Origin of the sequence: Loktanella sp. SALINAS62 (genome assembly GCF_018263905.1) — a bacterium.
Lineage (GTDB): Bacteria > Pseudomonadota > Alphaproteobacteria > Rhodobacterales > Rhodobacteraceae > Loktanella.
The window spans coordinates 1-21,110 of the sequence record NZ_JAAFZU010000015.1 but is presented as its reverse complement, the minus strand read 5'-3'; the positions used below and the strand labels follow the sequence as shown (position 1 = coordinate 21,110).

Genomic DNA, 21,110 nt, shown 5'->3' with positions numbered 1-21,110 from the left:
ATTCTTCCTTTGGCAACTGGATAGCGCAGCAACGTGACAGCTTGATAACATCGCACCACAACCAAAGATCGGCGCCTCAGGCAGGGGTGACAAGCGCAAACGGGCCCTGAAATCAGGGCCCGCTGCATCTGCAAAAGTTGCTTACTCTGCGGTCATCGCGTGATGCATCACGTGAAAGATCACGTTCTGCTCGATGGTGCCGCCAAGAAGGTGCGCATAAGGACCATGCGCATAGGCCGCGACATCGGTACCCGAATGGGTTTCCGACGACATCGGCACCAGCGCCTGCTGCAAGTAGTCGGGGTCCATCGCCTCTTCGTTGGTTACGTCCGGACGCTCGCCCGAATAGGTGCCGTCTTCTTGTTCGATCAACACCGAACCTGCACCGTTAAGGTAACCGGCAACGGTGTAGGGCTTGCCGTCGGACCCAAGGTTGGGTTCGCCGGTGTTTTCCACGCCTTCGTTGTCGATGCCCATGCACAGGCCGGTAATGTCGGAACCACGGCCGCAGTACCCGTTAAAGGCAATGGCGTGCTCGTGGTCGGCGGTCACGATGATCAGCGTATCGCTGTCGTCGGTCATGTCGATGGCCATCTGTACGGCTTCTGCAAAGGCCACGCCGTCGGTCAGCACGCGGTGCAGGTTGCCGGCGTGGTTGGCGTGGTCGACGCGTCCACCTTCGATCGACAGAAAGTAGCCTTCCTCGTTGGTCGAAAGCGCGGTGATAGCCGCGGCAGTCATTTCGGCCAGCGATGGCTCGTCTGTCCGGTCATGTTCGTACATCATGTGCGAATCCTGGAACAGGCCGATGATCGGAGCATTGCCAAGTTCGGTCAGCGCGCCAAAGGTTTCGTCATTCCAGACGTATTGCGCGCCAAGCGCTTCCATCTCTTCGATCAGGTTGCGGCCGTCGGTCCGCGTGCCTTCGTTGCCTTCTTCGCTGACCGTCCCGGCCGGAACAAAGTGACGTCGTCCGCCGCCCATGGCCAGATCAATCAGGCCGCTTTCCATACCATCGACAAGCTGTGCTGCGATGTCGGCCTGCGTGGTGCAGTCTTCGGGCAGGGCTGAATCGTCTTCCCAGTTGCGGTTCGCGGTAACTGCATAGGCAGCGGCAGGCGTCGCGTGTGTGATGCGGGCGGTCGAAACGATGCCGACCGACTTGCCCATGTCGTCCGCAATCTGGGACAGGGTGGTCAGTTCGTTACCCGGCAAATTGGCGCAATCACCGACGGCGACGTTTTCGGAAACGTTGATCATCGTGTTCCTGCTTTTCACGCCGGTCAGCATTGCCGAAGCAGTGGGGGCTGAATCGGGCGTCTGCCCGTTGGTCGTGTAGGTCTTGACCAGTGCCATGTGCGCGAACGTCTCGTGCGGCAGCACATGATCGTCGCCCAAGCCACCGGCCTGCTGGCCCGCGAACAGGCGTAGGGCATAGTTCGTGCCAACGCCGTTGCCGTCCGCGTTCAGCAAAATGACGTTGCGGGCCCGATTGGTGTTGGGTTCGAGCGCAAGACGCGCTTCGATGGTGGCCTGACCGGCAGTGAACCAGTCGCTGCTGGCTTGGGGCAAGTCTTGGGCTGCTGCACCGGACGCGGCGATTGCGGCACCGATTGCAAGGAATGAGGTTTTCACGACAGTTTCTCCTTCAGGTGTGAAACACCCGATGGGCTATCGGTGCTTGGTAACACCCCCGTGACAACCAAGGCGCTGGTGTGAAATCCCAATTAATTCCGGTGAAACGTATTTTGCGTCATCGGTCGGCTGAAAATTGCGCAGTCCTGTCACCCAGATCCGCCGCTTTGATGATTAATGAAGAAGGTTTGCCAAAAGGCTTGCAGACGATTCAAAAAATTAAGCCGCAGCGGGGGACAAGCCCGCGACGGCGCAAAATGCGACTGCAATCACGATCTGACCGCCTGTCCGACTTCAGTCAGTCGGAACCGGCGACCATCGGTTCGCCATCGGGGCCGTAGAACACGATTTCGACGTTAGCGGCGAGATCCTGTCGTAAACCCTCGACGGTTTGCTGCTGAAGCTGCTGTTCGATCTGAAGACGAACGTCTTCGAGCGGCGGCAAGTCTTCCTCTGTCTGCTCTGCAATCTGATCATAGGTCTGTTGCACCGCTTCATCGGTCACGCTGTCCTCGATCTCGCGCGTCAGGTAAACTTGGACCATAGCGTCATCGCGGGTCATATCGTCGGACTGCGCGACGATCGATTCGACTTCGGGATCTTCACCGAGGTTTTGCGCTTCGGCCTCTTGCAGTAGCAGTTCGCGCAACACGATCTGCTGCACCGCCATGGATATCAACATTTCCGGCGGCTGTTCGCGCATCCCCGGCGGTAGGCTTTCGATGAATTCGCTGACGTCAGATCCGATGATTTCGGTCTCACCCACCGACGCAACCAGCTGGTCCGGGCTTATCATTTGAGAAGCGCTGGGCTGGCTCTGGCTTTCACTCGGCGCGGTCGTCTCGCTTTCCTGCGCCGTCAGCGGCGTGGTGGCGAGCGCGGCGATCATAGCGATACCGACAGTGGTGCGGCGTAAAAGCGTTCTGGATGTCATGTTTGTTCTCCTTTGGATGGTGTTGTCTGAACGAAACAGACCGGCGATTGGATTGGGAAACCAGTTTCTGTCTGGCTGGTCAGACCGCAGCGACGACGTTCAAATCATCGCCAAAAGGGCCGCAGCGTGGACATCGGTCGCAAAAGGATTTCCCTTTCTTTTCCGGGTTTCAGGGGCTGAACAATCGCGCGCCGTCCGAAGTTCCTTCACGAAATCGGTGCCGGTGGTCTTGGCTTGGTGCGGTCCCGGTCGGTCGCGTCCGCAAGAATGATTTTTGGGGAACCAAGAGAAAGGGTGTGTGTTTTTGTCACACACAAACCGAAGAAAGGATCATACCAATGACCAAGGCATTCCTGAGCACGACCGCCTGCGGCTTTTTTCTGGCAACCGCTGCCGTGGCACAGACCGACGATGCCACGATGGAAGACCAAGTGACGCAAGAAGAAATGACAGCTGCTGACGAAGCGGCCGACACGATGTTCGTCGAAATTTATGGCGACGCGGCACCCACCTACATGACCACCACCGAAGCGGTCGATCGCATGATGGCGATGGGCTACACCAACATCCACGATCTTGACGTGGAGTGGGGCCGCTACGAGGTAGAGGCCTACGCGCCAGACGGCAATGAGGTCGAGATCGAGTTCGACCCGGTGTCGGGGGCCATTCTGGATGTTTCCGACAACTGGTTCTGATCGGAGCGACGCGGCTCTGATCGTCTGAGGGCCGTCGCAGACCCATCCCATCGATGACCATTTACCAAAGTGGTGCGACCGGATCGGTGGCACCTCTTTTTGCCATTCAGTGTTGCGGCAAAGCCGTATCCGAAGAAGATCGGACAATATCCGGATTGCTGAGCATCACATCAGTAAAGAATTGCTTTAGGCCCGGGCGAATGGTGCCAAATGCCATTTGCATTTTGTGACGCACTCAGGCCAACGCCAGCGCTGCCTCTACGTCTGCGCTTTGGTCCAAAGCCGCAGCAGACGAAATCCGCAGCATAAGCAACGCATTTCCGTTGATCCCACTGCAAAGAACGTCACGTGCAAGGGCGTCGACGGTTGTTTGCAGAACACATTGTTCAGGTCTGGTGACATCAGCGGCCACGAAAACTATCGTTTCACCTGCAATACCCTTGTCCAGCAATGATTTTTGAATCTTGTTGACGGTGCTGACGCCCATATAAAAAACCAGCGTTGTTCCGGGCACTGCGTGATCCGCCCATGTTTCCTTGGCATTGGCGTCACAGTGTTTTCCTGTGGTCAAAACCAGCGTGCTGGATGACCCGCGTTCCGTCAACGACTGCCCGATGATGGAAGCGGCAGCGCTGGCTGCGGTAATGCCGGGCACAATTTCGACCTGGATGCCAGCGTTATGGGCTGCGTCAAGTTCCTCGGTTGCGCGACCGAAAATGCTGGGATCACCGGATTTCAGACGCACGACGCGGCGCCCCTTTACGGCCTCGGACACGATCAATGCGCAGATACGGTCCTGTGGCCAAGCGTGGGCGCCGACGACCTTGCCGACGTATACCCGTTCCGCGTCACGGCGGGCCAGTTCCAGCACGTCGGGATCGACCAGCCGGTCGTAAAAGATCACGTCGGCCTCCTGCAAACGCTGGACGGCGCGCAGTGTCAGCAGATCGCGGGCACCGGGGCCAGCACCAACCAGTGCGATGTGACCCTGCGTGGGCGGTAGGGCGCGGGTCTGGATCGTCTGTTTCAGCAGATCAGCGGCGGCGCGTTCCTGTCCGCTGCGATGCAACTGCCATGGACCGTCGGCAAAGGCCCAGCGCCAGAATGCGCGGCGGTCGGGTTTGGGAACATGGGCCGCCACGGCCCCGCGCAGGCGACCGGCGAGCGCGGCAAAGCTGCCAAGCGTCGGGTCCAGTATCTGTTCGATCTGCGTCTTGATCTGACGTGCAAGCACCGGTGCGGTGCCTTCGGTGCCGATGGCGACAACGACCGGGTCGCGGTCCACCAGCGACGGCGTTGTCATGTCGCACAGCGCGGGCTGGTCCACGACGTTGACCTGCGCACCGCCTGCCTTTGCGATTGCATGCAGGGCAGCGTCAAGACCGGGGCAGCCGGTCGCGATAAAGACAAGTGCCGCATCGGCAAAGCTGTCAGGCGTGATCGGCCCTGCATCCTGCGTGGCACGTCCCTTGTCCACCAGATCGGCCAGTTCGGCGTCCAGCGCGGGGGCCAGCAGGACCAGTGTGGCATCTGTCTTGAGCATCAGCCGCGCCTTTTGCGCTGCCTGTTCGCCACCGCCCGCCACGACGACGCGGCGACCGGTTGTGCGGATGAACATGGGAAAGCTTTTCATGATGATCCTTTCAAAGTGGTCTCGCCGTTCAGGCGGCTTGTGCGCGATGCCGGTGCTGCCACAGATCCTGCGACACACGGTTGGCGTCGCTGACGCCACATGCGGACAGGGCCAGGGCTGCAGTGCTGGTGATGATGGCTGTGGCAAAGGCATCGGTGGCGTCGCCGTGCCAGACCTGCGCCAATGTGCTGCCGGTTTCGGACAGTCGCTGGTGGGCCGTCACCGGCGCACCTGTCGGACCTTCCCAGACAGCACCGTCCGTAAGGCCGTGCAGGGTGATGTCTTTGGCGGGGTGATGTTCAAATTCGCCGCCGCCACCCTTGAGAACCCGCAACGTGGGCTGTTGCAGCAGCATGGCGGCGTCGCGCTGTAATGTGCGGTAGGCGGGATGAAAGACACCTTGCAGCGCGACAGATGCGCTGACGGGATTCAGCATCCGCAGCACGGTATTGATGCAGGACCGCAGTCCAAAGACGTCACGCAGGCGCAGCACATCCATCAGGGCGGGTGAGAGGTTTTCCAATGGGACATAGGCGATGCCGTCACGGGCCAGCGTGACGGGGGCATCCGCCCACGTGACCTGCGCAATACCGACGCAGTGCAAAGCATCGCGGACCGACGCACCGGTCGCTTGATGCGAATTCGAACCGTGCAGCAGCACCGGATGGCCCGCCCGTGCGACCAGTCGAGCGGCGGCCAGAAACCACGGCTGTCCCCGCGTCCGGCCCGCGGCATAGGATGGCCAGTCCACGGTGGGCCGTGGGCCATGCCAAGCAGGCAGCGACGCGCGGGCAGCAGCGGTGAAACCAGCGATCTCCTCGGCCACTTCGCCCTTCATCCGCATCAGCATCAGCAGTGCGCCCAATGCCTCCGGTGCCGCTTTGCCTGACAGGATACAGGTCATCGCCGCGTGCGCTTCGGCTTGCGTCAGGGACCGCGCGCGCCCTTGTCCGCGACCGAGGATGGCGACGTAGGGTGCAAGGGTCATTCCGCAGCCTCCAGCCGGTGTGACCCAGCCAGCAGAACGGCGATTTCGGGCCGGCAAGATCCGCAGTTCGTCCCGGCCCCGGTGCAATCCCCGATCTGCGCGACACTTGTCGCCTGCCCGCCGGTGATGGCGGCATTGATCGTATTGACGCCCACATTCAGACAGGCGCAGACGATGGGGCCGGGGTCGGGCATGTCGACGCTTGGGCGACCCGACAACGGCGATACTGCGGATTGATCCAGCAGTGATACCAGATGGTCGCGTGACACGGCGACCGGCGCGCGCGATACGAACAGCGCAGCGATCAGGCGGTCACCCCGTTGGAACGCCAGTCGGACTGTTCCGGTCGCGGGGTCGGTGATGCTTTGGCACGGCACATCCGGCAATGCAAAAAGACGGCGCGCCGCGTCCTCCCACGATGGGGGGGCGGCGCGTCCGGCAAGTTCCGCGCGCCAGCCGCCGGCCACCTTGCTGCGCGCCCAATAATCAGACGTCAGGACCAGTGCTTCGGTGCTGACGGCAAATCCGAACCATGCAGCATCAAAGGGCGTCACGGCCACAACAGCAGCCTTGCTTTCGGGCTGACCCGACAGCGGGTCGACCACCCCCGGCACCAATGCGTCGATGCGCCCGGTCGGTGCAGTTTCACCCGTCCAGTGCATGGGGGCAAAGACCTGACCCGTTTGTACCCGGTCGGTGATCAGCGCCCGCAGGATGCAGGTGCCGGTCGGGCTTTTGACTGTCACCAGCGTGGCGGGGGCGATGCCAAGGGATGCGGCATCATCCGGGTGGATTTCCAGAAACGGCTCTCCCAGATGTTGGTTCAGGCGCGGCGATTTGGCGGTGCGCGTCATCGTATGCCACTGATCGCGAATGCGCCCGGTGTTCAGACGGAAGGGATAGCGCGGACCGGTGCGGGCCGCTGGGGCGCGGTGCGTCACCGGCACCATGCGGGCGTGACCGTCGGGCGTAAAGAACTGACCATCCGCAAAAAAGCGGGTTGTTTGGCCCTGTCCCGTGACAGGCCACCGCGTTGGGGGCAGGGCGTCGTAACCTGCCTGACCAAGCCCGGTCAGGCCCGAGATATCAAAATCACGGCCCATTGCCGCCGCGCGACCGGACAAAGCTGCATACTCGTCAAAAATTTCGGCAGACGACGTGTAATCGAACGCGTCCTGCCAGCCCATCCGATGTGCGAAATCTACCATGATCGCCCAGTCGGCCCGTGCCATCCCCGGCGCGGGCAGCACGCTGCGCTGGCGGCTGATGGTGCGGTCGGAATTTGTGACAGTTCCGTCCTTTTCACCCCAGCCGGTGGCGGGCAGCAGGACATCAGCCAGCCTTGCTGTGTCGGTATTTGCGGTAACGTCACTGACCACAACGAAGTCGCAACCTGCGATGGCAGCGGCCACGCGGTCCGCGTCGGGCAGTGACACGGCGGGATTGGTGCACATGATCCACAGGGCCTTGATCCGCCCATCTGCGACCCGCTCGAACAGGTCCACTGCCTTTGGTCCCTGTCCTTCGGGCATTGCGGGGGCATCCCAGAACGTGCGGACCAGATCGCGATGAACGGCATTCTCGATATCCAGATGGCATGCCAGCGCGTTGGATAGGCCGCCAACCTCGCGGCCGCCCATGGCGTTGGGCTGGCCGGTCACGGAAAACGGCCCCATGCCGGGTTTGCCGATGCGGCCCGTTGCAAGGTGGCAATTGATAATCGCATTGACCTTGTCTGTGCCGGAAGACGATTGGTTTACGCCTTGGCTAAAGACGGTGACAACCTTTTCATGCCGCAGCCACATTTGGCAGAAGTCCAAAATCTGCGCCGGGTCGAGTCCGGTGACGCCGCTATCATGCGTCATTGCGGCGCGCAGGGTCTCGTCAAAGCCATTGACGTGGCGCAGATAGGCGTCGTCTACAGCACCGCTTTCGTGGATGGCAGCCAGCAGACGGTTGAACAGGGCGACATCGCTACCCGGCGCCAGCGGCAGATGAAGATCGGCAAGATCACAGGTCGCCGTACGGCGCGGGTCGATCACGACGACTTTCATACCGGGCCGGGCCGCCTTGGCTGCGGCCATCCGTTGATACAGCACCGGATGGCACCAAGCGAGGTTGCTGCCCACCAGCACAATCAGATCCGCAAGTTCCAAGTCGTCATAAGTGCCCGGCACCGTATCCGTGCCGAAAGCGCGCTTTTGCCCCGCCACGGTCGAGGCCATACACAACCTTGAATTGGTATCGATGTTCGCTGACCCGATGAAACCTTTCATCAGTTTGTTGGCGACATAGTAATCTTCTGTCAGCAGTTGTCCGGACACGTAGAATGCGACCGAGTCTGGACCGTGCTGGGAAATTGTCTGTGCGAACCGGTCGGCGACCAGCCCCATCGCCGTATCCCAATCCACGTCCGCCCCGTCGATGCGTGGCGACAACAGGCGGTCATCAAGCGAGAGCGTTTCCCCCAGTGCAATCCCCTTGGAACAAAGCCGCCCAAAGTTTGCTGGATGATCCGGATCTCCTCTTACGGTCATACCGCCGCGATGATCGGGTCGGGCCAGCACGCCGCAACCGACCCCGCAATAAGCGCAGGTCGTGCGGATTTCCGGTGGCAGCGCCGCGCCGTCCATTACGCCACGCTCTTGCGCTGCAGTCGCGCGGTATCCAACATCAGACGGCCGGATTCGACACGGATCGCGTAGGTGTTCACCGATCCCTCGTCCGCGCCCTGCGCTATCCCTGTGTCCAGCCGTAGCACCATGTTGTGCAAGGGGCAGGTCACGGACCGACCATGCACGATCCCCTCTGACAGGGGTCCGCCCCTGTGCGGGCAAGAGTCGTCGATGGCAAAGACCTCGTCCTCTGCCGTGCGGAACACGGCGATGCAACCCGTGTGGGTCTTTACGATGCGGGCGCCGCGTGCGGGAATGTCGGTCAATGCGCCGATATCGGTCCAGTCGGTCATTCTGCAGCCTCCACGGTGAAATCGGCCAGCGGGGCATAAAGTGCGCGGTAGGCGGGCTTTGTCCGTTCGGCCCAAGGGTCCTGTTGCATGAACTGCTGGGCGTAGAAAAAGCGGTCCGCCAGCGCGCGGCGGCTGTCCCCATCCGTCACCACACGCTGCACGATGTGATCAAGGCCGACGTTGTCCAACCATTTATACATCCGTTCGAGATATGCGGCTTCCTCGCGGTATAGCTGCACGACTGCGGCCGTGTATTCCATCACCTCGTCTTCGGTCTTGACGGTGCACATGACGACCGTGCCTTGAATGTGCAGACCCGCCGCACCCCCGATATGCAGCACATATCCGCTGTCCACACAGATCACGCCGACGTCCTTGCAGGTGCTTTCGGCACAGTTTCTGGGGCACCCGGACACGGCCATCTTGACCTTGGCCGGGGTCCATGACCCCCACAGCGCCTTTTCCATGCGGATGCCCAGACCCGTGCTGTCCTGTGTGCCAAATCGACAATGATCGGTGCCGACACATGTCTTTACTGTGCGAAGCCCCTTTGCGTAGGCCTGACCGCTGACCATGCCAGCAGCGTTGAGGTCGGCCCAGATGTCAGGCAAATCCTGCTTTTTCACGCCCAGCAGGTCGATGCGCTGACCGCCGGTGACCTTGACCGTCTGCACCTGATATTTGTCGGCAGCGTCAGCAATCGCGCGAAGTTCACCGGGCGTCGTGATGCCGCCCCACATCCGCGGCACAACCGAATAGGTGCCGTCCTTCTGGATGTTGGAATGCATCCGTTCGTTAACGAAACGGCTTTGGTCGTCGTCCTGATATTCGCCGGGCCAGTCGCACAGCAGGTAGTAGTTCAGCGCCGGACGGCAGGAGGCGCAGCCGCAGGATGTCGTCCAGCCGCATTCCTGCATGACAGCGGGCATGGATTTCAGTTCGCGCGACTTGATCAGACGGCGCACGTCCATGTGGGTCAGCGGTGTGCAGGGGCACATCGGCTTGACCGTCTGCACCTCGAAATCGTCGCCAAGGGTCAGCGCCATGACCTGTTCGACAAGTCCCGTGCAGGTGCCGCAGGACGCGCTTGCCTTGGTCTGGGCGCGCACGTCGGTCAGGGTCACCGCACCGCCTTGAATGGCGTCCACGATCCGCGATTTACACACGCCGTTGCAGCCGCAGATCTCTGCGTCAGCCGGTAAGGCTGCAACGGCCGCCAAAGGGTCCGCTTGGGCACCCCCCTGAAAGGCAGGCCCGAATATAAGCGTATCGCGCATGTCGTTCACGTCGGTGCGGTCCTTGATCAGACCGTGGAACCACGCCGAATGCGATGTATCGCCATACATGACCGCTCCGATCAACCTCTCGCCTTCCAGCACGAGGCGTTTGTAGACACCGCGCGACGGGTCGCGGAACACGATGTCGTCGCGGCCTTCGCCCGCGGCAAAGTCACCAGCGCTGAACAGGTCACAGCCCGTCACCTTCAGCTTTGTTGCGACCTCTTTAGGCACAAAACTGGCCGGTTTTTCACCCAACGTGTCGGCGGCCACCTTTGCCTGGTCATACAGCGGTGCAACAAGGCCAAAGATCGCGCCCGCATGTTCGACGCATTCGCCAAGACCGAGGATATGCGCATCCGACGTGACCATCGCATCATCGACGTGGATGCCGCGCCCGACCGCAAGACCCGCGTCTTGTGCCAGCGCCACATTGGGGCGAATGCCGACCGCCATGACCAATAGATCGCAAGGCAACATGGTGCCGTCATCCAACGTCAGCCCGCTGACATGACCGTCTGTGCCGATGATTTCCTTGGAATTGGCAGCAGTCAGGACGGTGATACCTTTTGCCTCCAGCGCCTTTTTCAACAGATACCCCGCCGCCTCGTCCAACTGCCGCTCCATCAGGTGGCCCATGACATGGACAACGGTCACATCGACGCCCTGTGCTGCCATGCCCGCGGCGGCCTCCAGCCCCAGCAGGCCGCCGCCGATCACAACGGCCTTGGACCCCGGACGCGCCCCCAGTCCCATCATGCGTTCGGTATCTTCCAGATCGCGGTAGGGAATGACGCCTTTCAGATCGTGGCCCGGCAATGGGATCATGAACGGATTGGACCCGGTGGCGATGACAAGACGGTCGTAGGGAACCGGGCCGTTGGCACCTTCGACGATACGTGCGGCGCGGTCGATACGCAGCACTTTTTCACCAAAGCGGCAGGTCACGCCGTGTTCTTCATACCAGGCCGCATCGTGCGTCACGATCTCGGCATAGGTCTTTTCGCCCGACAACACGGGCGACAGCATCAGCCGGTTGTAGTTGCCGCGCGGTTCCGCGTTGAACAGGGTCACGTCCCATGCGCCGGGCTGGGTTTCGAACAGATGCTCCAGCATGCGGCCAGACGCCATACCGGCCCCGATGACGACAAGTTTCTTGGTCATGTCACTACTCCGCCGCGATGGATTTGGGGGCTGGCTTGGCCCCGTGTTCATATTCGGTCAGAAAATCGAGGACCTCCTGCCGGTATTCGTAGTAATCGGGATGCGCCAGCAGCGCCTTGCGGGTGCGTGGGCGCGGCAGTTTTACATCGGTGATCTTGCCGATGGTTGCCTGCGGCCCGTTCGTCATCATCACGACGCGGTCGGCCAGCAGGATCGCCTCGTCCACGTCGTGGGTGACGCAGATCGCCGTAACCTTCGTGCGCGACCAGACCTCCATCAGGACCTCTTGCAGTTCCCACCGGGTCAGGCTGTCCAGCATCCCGAATGGTTCATCCAACAGCAGCAGCTTTGGCGACAGGGCAAAGGCGCGGGCGATGCCGACGCGCTGTTTCATGCCGTTCGACATGGATGCGGCGCCACGGTCCATCGCATCGGCCAGCCCGACACGTTCAAGGTAATATTCCACGACATCCTGCCGTTCGGCCTGCGTGGCCTTGGGATAAACCTTGTCCACCCCGATCGCGACGTTCTCCTTGGCGGTCAGCCACGGGAAAAGGTTGGGCGACTGGAACACGACGGCGCGTTCCGGATCGGCCCCCTCGACGTGGCGTCCGTCCAGTTTGATCGCGCCCTTCGAGATGGCGTTCAATCCTGCGGCCATCGTCAGAACCGTCGATTTACCGCAGCCGGAATGGCCGATCAGACTGATGAATTCGCCTTGGTTCACCTTCAGATCGAAATCCTCCACCACGGTCAGCGGACCCTTCGGGGTCGGATAGACTTTGTGCAGTTGCGAGAAATCCACAAAGCGGTCTTCGATCATGCCAGCCCGGCTGTCACGGACGGCAGCCGGGACCATCTTGTGAACAGGCGTCACGTTGGGCAAATGCCGCGTTTCCGCGACCTTGGCCGCGATACCGACATCCATCAGGTATTGCGTCACCTGCGCCCGCAGCGCTTTGAACGTCGCGTCCTGGTTCATCGCGTCGCGGTTGCGCGGGCGCGGGATATCGACGGCGACAGGGTCTGCCAGTGTGCCGTCGGGGTTCAGCACGATAATCCGGTCGGCCAGCAGGATCGCCTCGTCGACATCGTTGGTGATCAGAATGCAGGTGGTTTTGTCGGCTTCCCAGATGTCCAGAATCTCATCGGCAAGGTTGGCGCGGGTCAGCGCATCCAGCGCCGACAGCGGCTCGTCCAGCAACAGCAGGTCCGGTTCCATCGCCAGCGCACGCGCCACGGCGACCCGCTGACGCATGCCCCCCGACAGTTCGGACGGGTATCGTCCGGCGGCGTGGGACAGGCCGACCATGCCGATGTAGTGGTCGGCCTTTGCGGTTTTTTCGCCCTTGGGCAATTTGCCGTGGACCGCCTCGATCGCCAACATGATGTTGCCGCGCACGGTCAGCCACGGCATCAGGCTGTAGCTTTGAAACACCAGCCCCCGGTCCGGTCCCGGCCCATCAATCGGCTGGCCGCGAAATGTCAGACTGCCGCTGTCCGGCATCTGCAAACCGGCGATCAGGTTCATCAGGGTGGATTTGCCCGTCCCGGAAAATCCAAGGATGGCAAGGAATTCACCCTCCTGCACCTCAAGGTCGATGTTGCGCAGGATCTCCGCCCGGTGCGTGCCTTCACCAAAGCCTTTGCCGACGTTTTTGAATGACAGGATGCTCATGCCGTTCACCGCTGCGCCGAAAAGGTGAAAAACGACTGCAAGGCGAACATGACACGGTCCAGCAGGAACCCGATGATCCCGATGGTAAGGACAGCGACGATGATCCGGGCCAGCGACTGCGACGATCCGTTTTGGAATTCATCCCAGACGAATTTTCCCAGACCGGGGTTCTGCGCCAGCATTTCCGCCGCAATCAGCACCATCCAGCCCACACCAAGCGACAGGCGCAACCCGGTAAAGATCAGCGGCAGCGCCGAGGGCAACACCAGCTTGGTGATCTTGGCGTATGGGCCCATTTTCAGCACGCGACTGACAGAGATCAGATCGCGGTCGATGGATGCGACGCCAAGTGCTGTATTGATCAACGTCGGCCAAAGCGAGCAGAGCGTCACGGTGATCGCGGACACGAGGAAGGATTTGGAAAGGAAACCGTCATTCGTCGCATAAACCGCACTGACGACCATCGTGACGATGGGCAGCCATGCCAGCGGCGACACGGGTTTGAAGATCTGGATCAGCGGGTTCAGCGCGGCGTTGGCGGTGGGTGACAGGCCCGCCATGATTCCCAGCGGAATGGCGATGACGGATGCGATCAGAAAGCCGAAGAACACCGTCTTGATCGAGGTCCATATCTGCCCATAGTAAGTCGGCGCACCGGTAAATGCGATGTCCTTGACCTCGTCCGCACGTCCCGCTTCGATCAGTCTTTGATTGCGTTGATCCAGACGGTCTTCGAACACTGCCTGCTTTTCCCATTTGACGGCCGCGTCTTCATGCAGGCCGCGCGCCTCTTGCCAGACGGCTGCGGGGCCGGGGATCGCGCCCAGCGAGGTGACGACCCGCGGGGCCAGTGTTGCCCAAAGCATCAGAAATACTGCGATGGACAGAACCGGCACGCCCAAAAGACGCCAGACGTCTTTGAACTGCGCACGCGGGTTGTCGCCGGCGGCGGCCTTCAGCAGTGGTGTGACCCACGCCAGACCAAGGACGGTGAACCAAGCGTCTGCCTTGTTGATGCGGGTAAACCAGACGGCGCGGCGCGCTTCGCGGTGTTGGGCTTCGATATGGTCGGGATCGACGACGGTCATGGCGTTGTCCTTGCATTCAGATCGGAAGGGGGGGGTGCCGCCCGCAGGCGGGGCGGCACCGTCAGGTCAGCCGCCAGCCACGTCGGCGGATTTCAGGCCAATCGGCAGGCTGTCGATGTAGGCGTTGGGCTGTGTGCCGTCGTAGGGGATGCCGTCGATGATATCGGCGGCGGGCGTCGGCGCCTTGTATCCGTCGCTGTCCCAGGGGAAATCAGCCTCTGCGGCCAGACCTTCGTCCACCAGCAGCCGGGCAGCGTCGAGGTAGATGTCGGGCCGATAGACGGATTTCGCCGTTTCATCGAACCACGCGTCATCCTTTGGTTCCGCGATCTGTCCCCAGCGCCGCATCTGCGTCAGATACCAGACGGCGTCGGAATAAAACGGATAGGTCGCGTTGTAGCGAAAGAACACGTTGAAATCTGGCACATCGCGCACGTCACCGGGTTCGTATTCGAACGTGCCCGTCATCGAGGCGGCGATCACATCCGCATCCGCGCCGACGTATTCGGGACGGCTTAGGATCTCGACCGCCGCTTCGCGGTTGGCATTGTCATTCTCGTCCAGCCATATCGCGGCGCGGATCAATGCCTTTGTCAGTGCCAGCGTGGTGTTGGGGTTTTCTGCGGCAAATTCTTCGGTGATGCCAAACACCTTTTCAGGGTTGTTTTTCCACAGCTCGTAGTCGGTGATGACCGGCACGCCGATCCCCTTGGCGACGGCCTGTTGGTTCCATGGCTCTCCAACGCAGTAGCCGTCGATGGTGCCAGCCTCCAGTGTGGCGGGCATCTGCGGTGGCGGCGTGACCGACAGCATGACGTCCGCCCCGATGGTGCCCGATGTGTCGTTGGGGGTGTAGGTTCCCGGGTTCAGCCCGCCCGCAGCCAGCCAATAGCGCAATTCGTAATTGTGGGTGGATACCGGAAACACCATGCCCATGTTGAACGACTTGCCCTGCTCCTTGTAAGAGGCGACCACCGGGGCCAATGCGCTGGCGCTGATCGGATGCTGGGGCTTGCCATCGGCGTCTGTGGGGATGTTCGGTTTCATCTGTTCCCAGACGCTGTTCGACACGGTGATGCCGTTGCCGTTCAGGTCCATGGAAAAGGGCGTAATGATATGTGCCTGTGTGCCGTAACCGATGGTCGCGGCCAGCGGTTGACCTGCCAGCATATGCGCGCCGTCCAGTTGACCGTCGATGACGCCGTCCAGCAGAACTTTCCAGTTCGCTTGCGCCTCCAATGTCACGAACAGGCCTTCGTCCAGAAAATATCCGTTTTCATAGGCCACGGCGAGCGGGGCCATGTCAGTCAGCTTGATAAAGCCAAACGTCAACTCGTCTTTTTCAAGCTCCAGCATCTGGGCAAAGGCCGGACTGGCCAGAAGCGTTGTCGACAAAAGGCAGGCGGTGAAATGGTTCATGGTGTCGTCCCTCTTGGGTCCGGGACAAAGACCCGGACAAACGAAAAATAGCCGCTGACCAACCTCATGCTTTTGCACGAAGGGTCGAGCGGCTGTGCTCGGGTTACCCGGACTTTGGGAATGGGATCAGGCGGACGCCATTGTCTGCCTTTCATCAGCACACATGAGGCGGGCTAGTTAATCAACGGTAAGGACAAGTTTACGGACAAAGCTGACTGATTTTTCTGCGTCGCAGCATGCCGGCGCATCATTTTCGGTCAGTCGAGCGGTGCGGTGCTGAATTCCTGACCATCGAACGAACGATCGTGCGGGATTGGTTGTGGCACATATCCGGGAATCGTCTGAACCGCGCGGCGATGCAGATCGGTGCGATAGGTGGCAATGGCGGCGCGCTGCGCCGTATCGCGATTCAATCCAAGACGCGCGGCAAGCCGTCCTGCGATCCACGCGGCATGTTCCGCTTGTGGCGTATAGCGCCCGAAATCGACAAACTGTGGCACGACGCGCGTGTCCCCGCGCGATGTGATCGTCAAATGCCCGGACAATGCACGGTCAATCACCTCTGACGGCACATCCAGATAGCCACGGCCAGACAACATCGCACAGGCTGTGGTCCGGCTTTGCGGATCCCCAAGCCATTGGCCGGCACGCCACAAGGCACGGATCAGGGCCTGCACCGGTTCCAGATCGCGTTCTGCAAGATCGGCCCGCACGCCCAGCACCTTTTCGGGGGCGCCTGCCCAGATGGCGGAACCCGGCAGCAGCAGCGCCCCGACCCCCTGTTCGACTGCCATCGACCCCCAGGGTTCGCCCACGCAGCAGGCGTCGATTTCACCCGACGCAAGCGCCGCAGCCATAAGTGATGGCGGCACCGTCCGGATATCCAGGTTCGCGGGTGCGGGCAGCCCCAGCGCTGTCATCCAGTGATAAAGCAATTCTGCGTGCATCGAGAATGGGAACGGCACCGCGATACGCAGTGGCCCATCGGCAGCGGCGATCAGCGCGCGTCCCGCCGCATGGGCGTCGTCAAAGTCAAAGTCGTAACCTTGCGCATGAAGACGCTGCTGCATCGCCATGCTAACGCAGACGACCTCTCCATTCGTGGAAAGGACGGCAACAGCGGCGAGGGGTGCACCTGCACCGCCCAAGCCCAGCGCTGTGGCAACCGGCATCGGCGATAGCATCTGCGCAGCAGTGACCTGCCCAAACGACACCATGTCGCGCAACGCTGACCATGCGTTTGCCCGGCGCAGATCAAGGGTCAAACCTTCGGCGCGGTCAAACCCCATTTCGACCGCAACGATCAGTGGGGCGGCATCGATCAACGGCACGAAGCCAACGGGGATGACTGTCGTCATGACAAAAGCCCGGCCGTGCTGACCAGCGCTTCGGCCACGTCAATGACTTTGCGGCCCTGATCCATCGCGGCCCTGCGCAACAGGGCATAGGCCGCTTCTTCGTCAATGCCCTTTGCCTTCATCAGGATGCCCTTGGCGCGGTCAATGACCTTACGTTCCTCAAGCGCACGCTTGGTCGCGGCCAATTCCGTGCGCATCTGTCGAAACATATCGAACCGTGCGACCGCAGCATCGATGATCGGCTTCAGCCGGTCGGCGCGCAGCCCGTCGACCACATAAGCGGACACGCCGGCCTCGATTGCGATCCGGGTCAGGTTCGCATCGCTCTGATCTACGAACAGTGCAACGGGCCGATCCAGTGGCGCCGTCGCCAGTGTCAGTTCTTCCAATGCATCGCGCGATGGATTGTCCAGGTCGATTAAAACGATATCGGGATTGATGGATTTAATGGCCGCGGTCAGCCGTGTCATGTCAGAGACGATGTTCAGATCGTATGGACCCGCGCGCAACAGGCTTTCCTCGATCAAGGCGGCCCGCGCCGGATCGCTTTCGACAATGGTGATTTTCAGACGGCGCTGCATGGCGTAGCGTGAACAGGGCCTGCGATCATTGGCAACGTCAAACGTCTGTAAACCCGCAGCGGTAACATCGCTTGTGCTGCAAGATTACGCACAATGACATGTCGTCGTGCAAGAATTGCTCGACTTTGGTGTGCAAGCCCTCCGATGTCGGAATTTCATGCTGTCGCGGGTCGCGATCGTTCCCCAAGGTTGCTGACAGACCAAACAGGTTAATCTGGTCTGCCACGCGGACAAAGCTGATCTTCACCTCAGGGTGATGAAGGTCAGCTATTTGGTCAGGTAAAAGATCGATCAGTTTTGTGACGGGCTTTCGTCATCCCAACCCATCACATCATGGCCACCATAGATCATCCGTCGAATGGCAGGGGTGGTCAGACTGGCCGAAAACCCACCTGCAACGGCACTGATTTGATCAAGGCGGTTCATCTGATCGCCTGTGAGGTCAACGTCGGTCGCTGCAATGTTGGCGTTGAGCTGTGACACGCTGCGTGCCCCGACAAGCGTTGATACCACCCCCCGTTGCGCCATGACCCATGCCAGTGCGATTTGCGCAGGTTCGCGGTCCTGTTCCGCGGCCACGGCTTTCAAAACGTTCAGTATCTTCCAGTTGCGATCGCTGAACTTGCTGTCGCCAAAGGGGTTGGCGCCGCTTAATCGACCCGTGCCAGATGTGTCTTCGCGATTGTATTTCCCCGTCAAGAAACCTCCGGCCAGCGGGCTCCACGGCATCATGCCCATTCCGCCGTCACGCGCTGCGGGAAAATGTTCGGCCTCGACGTCGCGGGCGACAAGTGAGTATTCGACCTGCATCGCGATCGGTCCCGGCACGCGTCGTTCGCTGGCGATGGTTGCAGCCTTCATCGCCAGCCACGCAGGCATGTCAGAAAACGCATAGTGGCGGATCTTGCCGGACCGCACCAGATCGCCAAGCGTCTGCACGATTTCCTCGACCGGTGTGACGCCGTCCCAGATATGCATCCAGTACAGGTCAATATAGTCAGTGCCCAACCGCCTGAGCGAAGCATCGAGCGCGCGGTGGATGTTCTTGGACCCCGCACCACCGGCGTGGGGGTTGCCACCACCGGACTGAGTTGCAGCCAAAGGACTCCGCGACCCGTTGAAGCCAAACTTTGTGGCCAACACGATTTCGTCGCGCGCGCCGGTGTCTTTGATGAACTTGCCGACGAATTCTTCGCTGATGCCGCCGGCATAGATGTCTGCGGTGTCCACAAAATTGCCACCCGCGTCGCGGTAGGCGTCAAAAATTGCGCGGGACCCCGCCTCGTCGACGCCCCAGTCGCCAGGACCAAAGGTCATAGTGCCAAGGCACAGGGGGCTGACGACCAAGCCGGATCGGCCAAGGGTGCGGTAGCGGGTCAGGGACATAGTATTTCCAGTATTTCATAATGATCGATACAAAAGCTATCCGCCCCTTGTACGCCCGTGTCAATGAATTTAATAGCAGTCACTATGAAAGAAACTGAATCGCCATCACGCAAGACAGGCCGCCCGTTGTCGTTCGACCGCAAAGACGTGCTGGAAAAGGCTATGCTCGCGTTTTGGGGCGGTGGGTATGAAACGACATCGATAACGGATCTGACCGCCGCCATGGGGGTGACAGCCCCAAGTCTTTATGCGGCGTTTGGCAACAAGCAGCAGCTTTTTCTGGAAGCGGTGCGCCTTTATGCGGGTGATCACACTGTACTGGAACAGACCATGGCGGTCGCGCCGACCGCGCGAGACGCTGTGGCCCAGATGCTGCGCGGGGCGGCAATTCTCTATACCGGAGAAACGACCCCGCCCGGCTGTCTGCTGGCCAGTTCTGCCGCAACCGGATCGCCGGATGCGGCGTACGTCCGTGACGCAGTGGCGGCTGAACGACGCAAGGTACGCAACATCGTCATCCGCCGGATTGAACTGGATATTGCGAAAGGACTGATGGCGTCCCACACATGTCCCGCAACGCTGGCGGACCTGACACTTGCCGTCACCCAAGGAATGTCTGTTCTGGCGCGGGACGGTGCCGACCGGGCCCGTCTGCTGGCGATCGCAGATGCCGCAACCACAGGCTGGAACTTGTTCAAAGCCTGAGACTTTCAGCGAGTATTCGCACGCTTCGCCCCGTCCAGAACAAGGCCGCATCGTCGGTCAAGTGCGATCACGCAAGCCCGAACACGTGTGGCGGGGTTGCGGGTGGACAAGTCGGATTGAGGAGCCGCGAAAGCGATGCCAAAGATTATTTGTCATCGCCGCGGTCAGCAGAATTTATAGTCGCACTTCTCAACAGGAACTAATTTTATTAGTTCTTATTCACTGGCTTTGACCGCATTCTAGCGACGGTCTCACGTTCGGCTCTTTTGCTCCGGATTGGGGGAAGACCACGATCAAGAAGATCGAGATCTTCCATGACCATTTGGCCCATATTCTTAAATGCGGTATCCAGAGCCCCGGCGCGGTGTGCAGAGCGAAGAAATCCTTTCATGTTGCGAACCGGGTGATCCGTGGGCATCGGCTCTTCGGGAAAAACGTCGCTTGCTGCAAGGATATGGCCCGACTGCACAGCATCGGTCAGGTCTTCAAAGTTCACGACGTCCGAACGGCTTAGCAAAATGAACCGAGATCCCTTGCGCATTTTTGCAAAGGCGCTGGCGTTCAGAAAACCGCGGTTCTCCTCGGTGACAGAGGCCACGACAAAAATGGTGTCGTTTTCGCGCAATACGTTGTCTAGCGACGCGGGGCTGACGCCAGCTTCTACCAAAAGCGACGGTGGCAGCCAGGGGTCGTAGACGGAAATGTTGGCACGAAAGCCGATGAGTAGGCGCGTCAGTGCGCGACCCAGGTCGCCAAATCCGATGATCCCGATGTCCGATCGTGAAAGCAGTTGTGCGTTATTGTTGCTCTCACCGCCCCAGGTTTCGGTACCATCCTTAAAGGCCTGATCTGCCGCCACCACATCGCGCGCGAGGCACAACGCCATGGCGACACCCAACTCGGCAACAGGTTCTGCAAAAACCGCACCAGTGGTTACGACGTGAATGCCCCGTTCAAACAGATGATCGTAAGGCATGTTGTTGATCAGGTTGCTTTCGACATTGAAAATGCAGCGCAATGCTTTCATCCGCGTCAACGTTTCCTGTGACAGCGCTGGCTGGCCAATAATGTAGTGTATCCGGCCTAGCGTGTCGTCGGCCAAGTCCTCGATTTCATCAGTCTCGATCTCAAGCACATCGTAGCGAGCATGAAGATCCCTGCGTGCAGCGGTGCTGAAAATCAGATCGAGCGAACGGGGTTCCGGTACCGACAGTATGAGCGGCTTTGTCATGACGTTGTCCTTGGGATGGGAATACGGAGAAATGTGGTTCGATTTGTCCGAACAGGGTTCTGGCGTTTCTTGAGTGTTTTCGCCTTGTTTGCGCCGATGCCGCGTCTGGCCCCGGTTGATTAAGTAATCCTGATCCGGCGTTTTGCCGTCAAGCGATGAGTAAGGTCGGCTGTTGTTCCAAAAGCCACGCTACCGGCGTGGGGTTCGGAACGCTTGCATAGGTGTGCGGGTAGCACTGTTCGTATTTGATGGTTCGCCACAGTCGCCCGACGAAGTCGTTGTCGGGGAGTGTCATGAACTCTGTGTATCTGGTCTGGCGCATGCGGGTTTCAGATACAGTTACGCATTGAAGCGATCTTCGAACATGATA

At 60.4% G+C, this 21,110-nt stretch carries 17 protein-coding genes; 2 read left to right on the top strand and 15 right to left on the bottom strand.

Going from position 1 to position 21,110, the window contains the following annotated elements; all coding sequences use genetic code 11:
- Window positions 1-141 precede the first annotated feature (141 nt).
- Together GZH79_RS06600 and GZH79_RS06595 are read right to left on the bottom strand one after the other, a co-directional pair.
- Window positions 142-1,635: an alkaline phosphatase gene (locus tag GZH79_RS06600; RefSeq protein WP_211642997.1), complete on the bottom strand. Its 1,494-nt coding sequence runs from the start codon at window positions 1,633-1,635 to the stop codon at window positions 142-144.
- A gap of 298 nt (window positions 1,636-1,933) precedes the next feature.
- On the bottom strand, window positions 1,934-2,524 hold the full coding sequence (locus tag GZH79_RS06595) for a hypothetical protein (RefSeq protein WP_211642996.1): 591 nt from the start codon (window positions 2,522-2,524) through the stop codon (window positions 1,934-1,936).
- Between the two features lie 383 nt (window positions 2,525-2,907).
- Between GZH79_RS06595 and GZH79_RS06590 the strand changes: the two genes are divergently transcribed.
- Complete coding sequence (locus GZH79_RS06590) at window positions 2,908-3,264, top strand: PepSY domain-containing protein (protein WP_211642995.1); 357 nt, start codon at window positions 2,908-2,910, stop codon at window positions 3,262-3,264.
- 235 nt (window positions 3,265-3,499) lie between these two features.
- Here the strand turns inward: GZH79_RS06590 and cysG are convergent, their stop codons facing one another.
- From cysG to GZH79_RS06535, 11 genes are all read right to left on the bottom strand, one after another.
- Window positions 3,500-4,897 (bottom strand): siroheme synthase CysG, encoded by a 1,398-nt coding sequence (cysG, locus tag GZH79_RS06585; protein WP_211642994.1) that lies wholly within the window; start codon window positions 4,895-4,897, stop codon window positions 3,500-3,502.
- A 28-nt stretch (window positions 4,898-4,925) separates the two neighbouring features.
- Window positions 4,926-5,885 carry a glycosyl transferase family protein gene (locus tag GZH79_RS06580; RefSeq protein WP_211642993.1) on the bottom strand — a complete coding sequence of 320 codons (960 nt, stop codon included), beginning with the start codon at window positions 5,883-5,885 and terminating at the stop codon, window positions 4,926-4,928.
- Window positions 5,882-8,518: a nitrate reductase gene (locus tag GZH79_RS06575; RefSeq protein WP_211642992.1), complete on the bottom strand. Its 2,637-nt coding sequence runs from the start codon at window positions 8,516-8,518 to the stop codon at window positions 5,882-5,884. The genes GZH79_RS06580 and GZH79_RS06575 overlap by 4 nt, the downstream gene beginning before the upstream one ends.
- Window positions 8,518-8,853: a nitrite reductase small subunit NirD gene (gene nirD, locus GZH79_RS06570; RefSeq protein WP_211642991.1), complete on the bottom strand. Its 336-nt coding sequence runs from the start codon at window positions 8,851-8,853 to the stop codon at window positions 8,518-8,520. Before nirD ends, GZH79_RS06575 begins: the two co-directional genes overlap by 1 nt.
- Window positions 8,850-11,294 (bottom strand): nitrite reductase large subunit NirB, encoded by a 2,445-nt coding sequence (nirB, locus tag GZH79_RS06565; protein WP_211642990.1) that lies wholly within the window; start codon window positions 11,292-11,294, stop codon window positions 8,850-8,852. Before nirB ends, nirD begins: the two co-directional genes overlap by 4 nt.
- Window positions 11,295-11,298: 4 nt before the next feature.
- Window positions 11,299-12,972, bottom strand: coding sequence for an ABC transporter ATP-binding protein (locus tag GZH79_RS06560; protein ID WP_211642989.1), 1,674 nt, complete (start codon window positions 12,970-12,972; stop codon window positions 11,299-11,301).
- A gap of 5 nt (window positions 12,973-12,977) precedes the next feature.
- The gene (locus GZH79_RS06555; RefSeq protein ID WP_211642988.1) at window positions 12,978-14,060 is read right to left on the bottom strand and encodes an ABC transporter permease; all 1,083 of its coding nucleotides are present in this window, start codon (window positions 14,058-14,060) and stop codon (window positions 12,978-12,980) included.
- Between the two features lie 66 nt (window positions 14,061-14,126).
- Entirely contained in the window at window positions 14,127-15,479 is a 1,353-nt protein-coding gene (locus GZH79_RS06550) for a CmpA/NrtA family ABC transporter substrate-binding protein (RefSeq protein ID WP_211642987.1), read from the bottom strand.
- A 257-nt stretch (window positions 15,480-15,736) separates the two neighbouring features.
- Window positions 15,737-16,837, bottom strand: a complete 1,101-nt coding sequence (locus GZH79_RS06545) for an ABC transporter substrate-binding protein (protein WP_211642986.1) — start codon at window positions 16,835-16,837, stop codon at window positions 15,737-15,739.
- A complete protein-coding gene (locus GZH79_RS06540; RefSeq protein WP_211642985.1) occupies window positions 16,834-17,418 on the bottom strand; it encodes an ANTAR domain-containing protein in 585 nt (194 codons plus the stop codon). The genes GZH79_RS06545 and GZH79_RS06540 overlap by 4 nt, the downstream gene beginning before the upstream one ends.
- Before the next feature lie 291 nt (window positions 17,419-17,709).
- Window positions 17,710-18,804 carry an aldo/keto reductase gene (locus tag GZH79_RS06535; protein WP_211642984.1) on the bottom strand — a complete coding sequence of 365 codons (1,095 nt, stop codon included), beginning with the start codon at window positions 18,802-18,804 and terminating at the stop codon, window positions 17,710-17,712.
- An 84-nt stretch (window positions 18,805-18,888) separates the two neighbouring features.
- Here GZH79_RS06535 and GZH79_RS06530 point away from each other — a divergent pair, with 84 nt between their 5' ends.
- The gene (locus GZH79_RS06530; RefSeq protein ID WP_211642983.1) at window positions 18,889-19,509 is read left to right on the top strand and encodes a TetR/AcrR family transcriptional regulator; all 621 of its coding nucleotides are present in this window, start codon (window positions 18,889-18,891) and stop codon (window positions 19,507-19,509) included.
- Window positions 19,510-19,717: 208 nt separating this feature from the next.
- Here GZH79_RS06530 and GZH79_RS06525 read toward each other — a convergent pair whose 3' ends face one another.
- Together GZH79_RS06525 and GZH79_RS06520 are read right to left on the bottom strand one after the other, a co-directional pair.
- A complete protein-coding gene (locus GZH79_RS06525) occupies window positions 19,718-20,740 on the bottom strand; it encodes a hydroxyacid dehydrogenase (protein WP_211642982.1) in 1,023 nt (340 codons plus the stop codon).
- 148 nt (window positions 20,741-20,888) lie between these two features.
- On the bottom strand, window positions 20,889-21,110 hold a 222-nt coding region (locus GZH79_RS06520; protein WP_211642981.1), incomplete at its 5' end, for a hypothetical protein.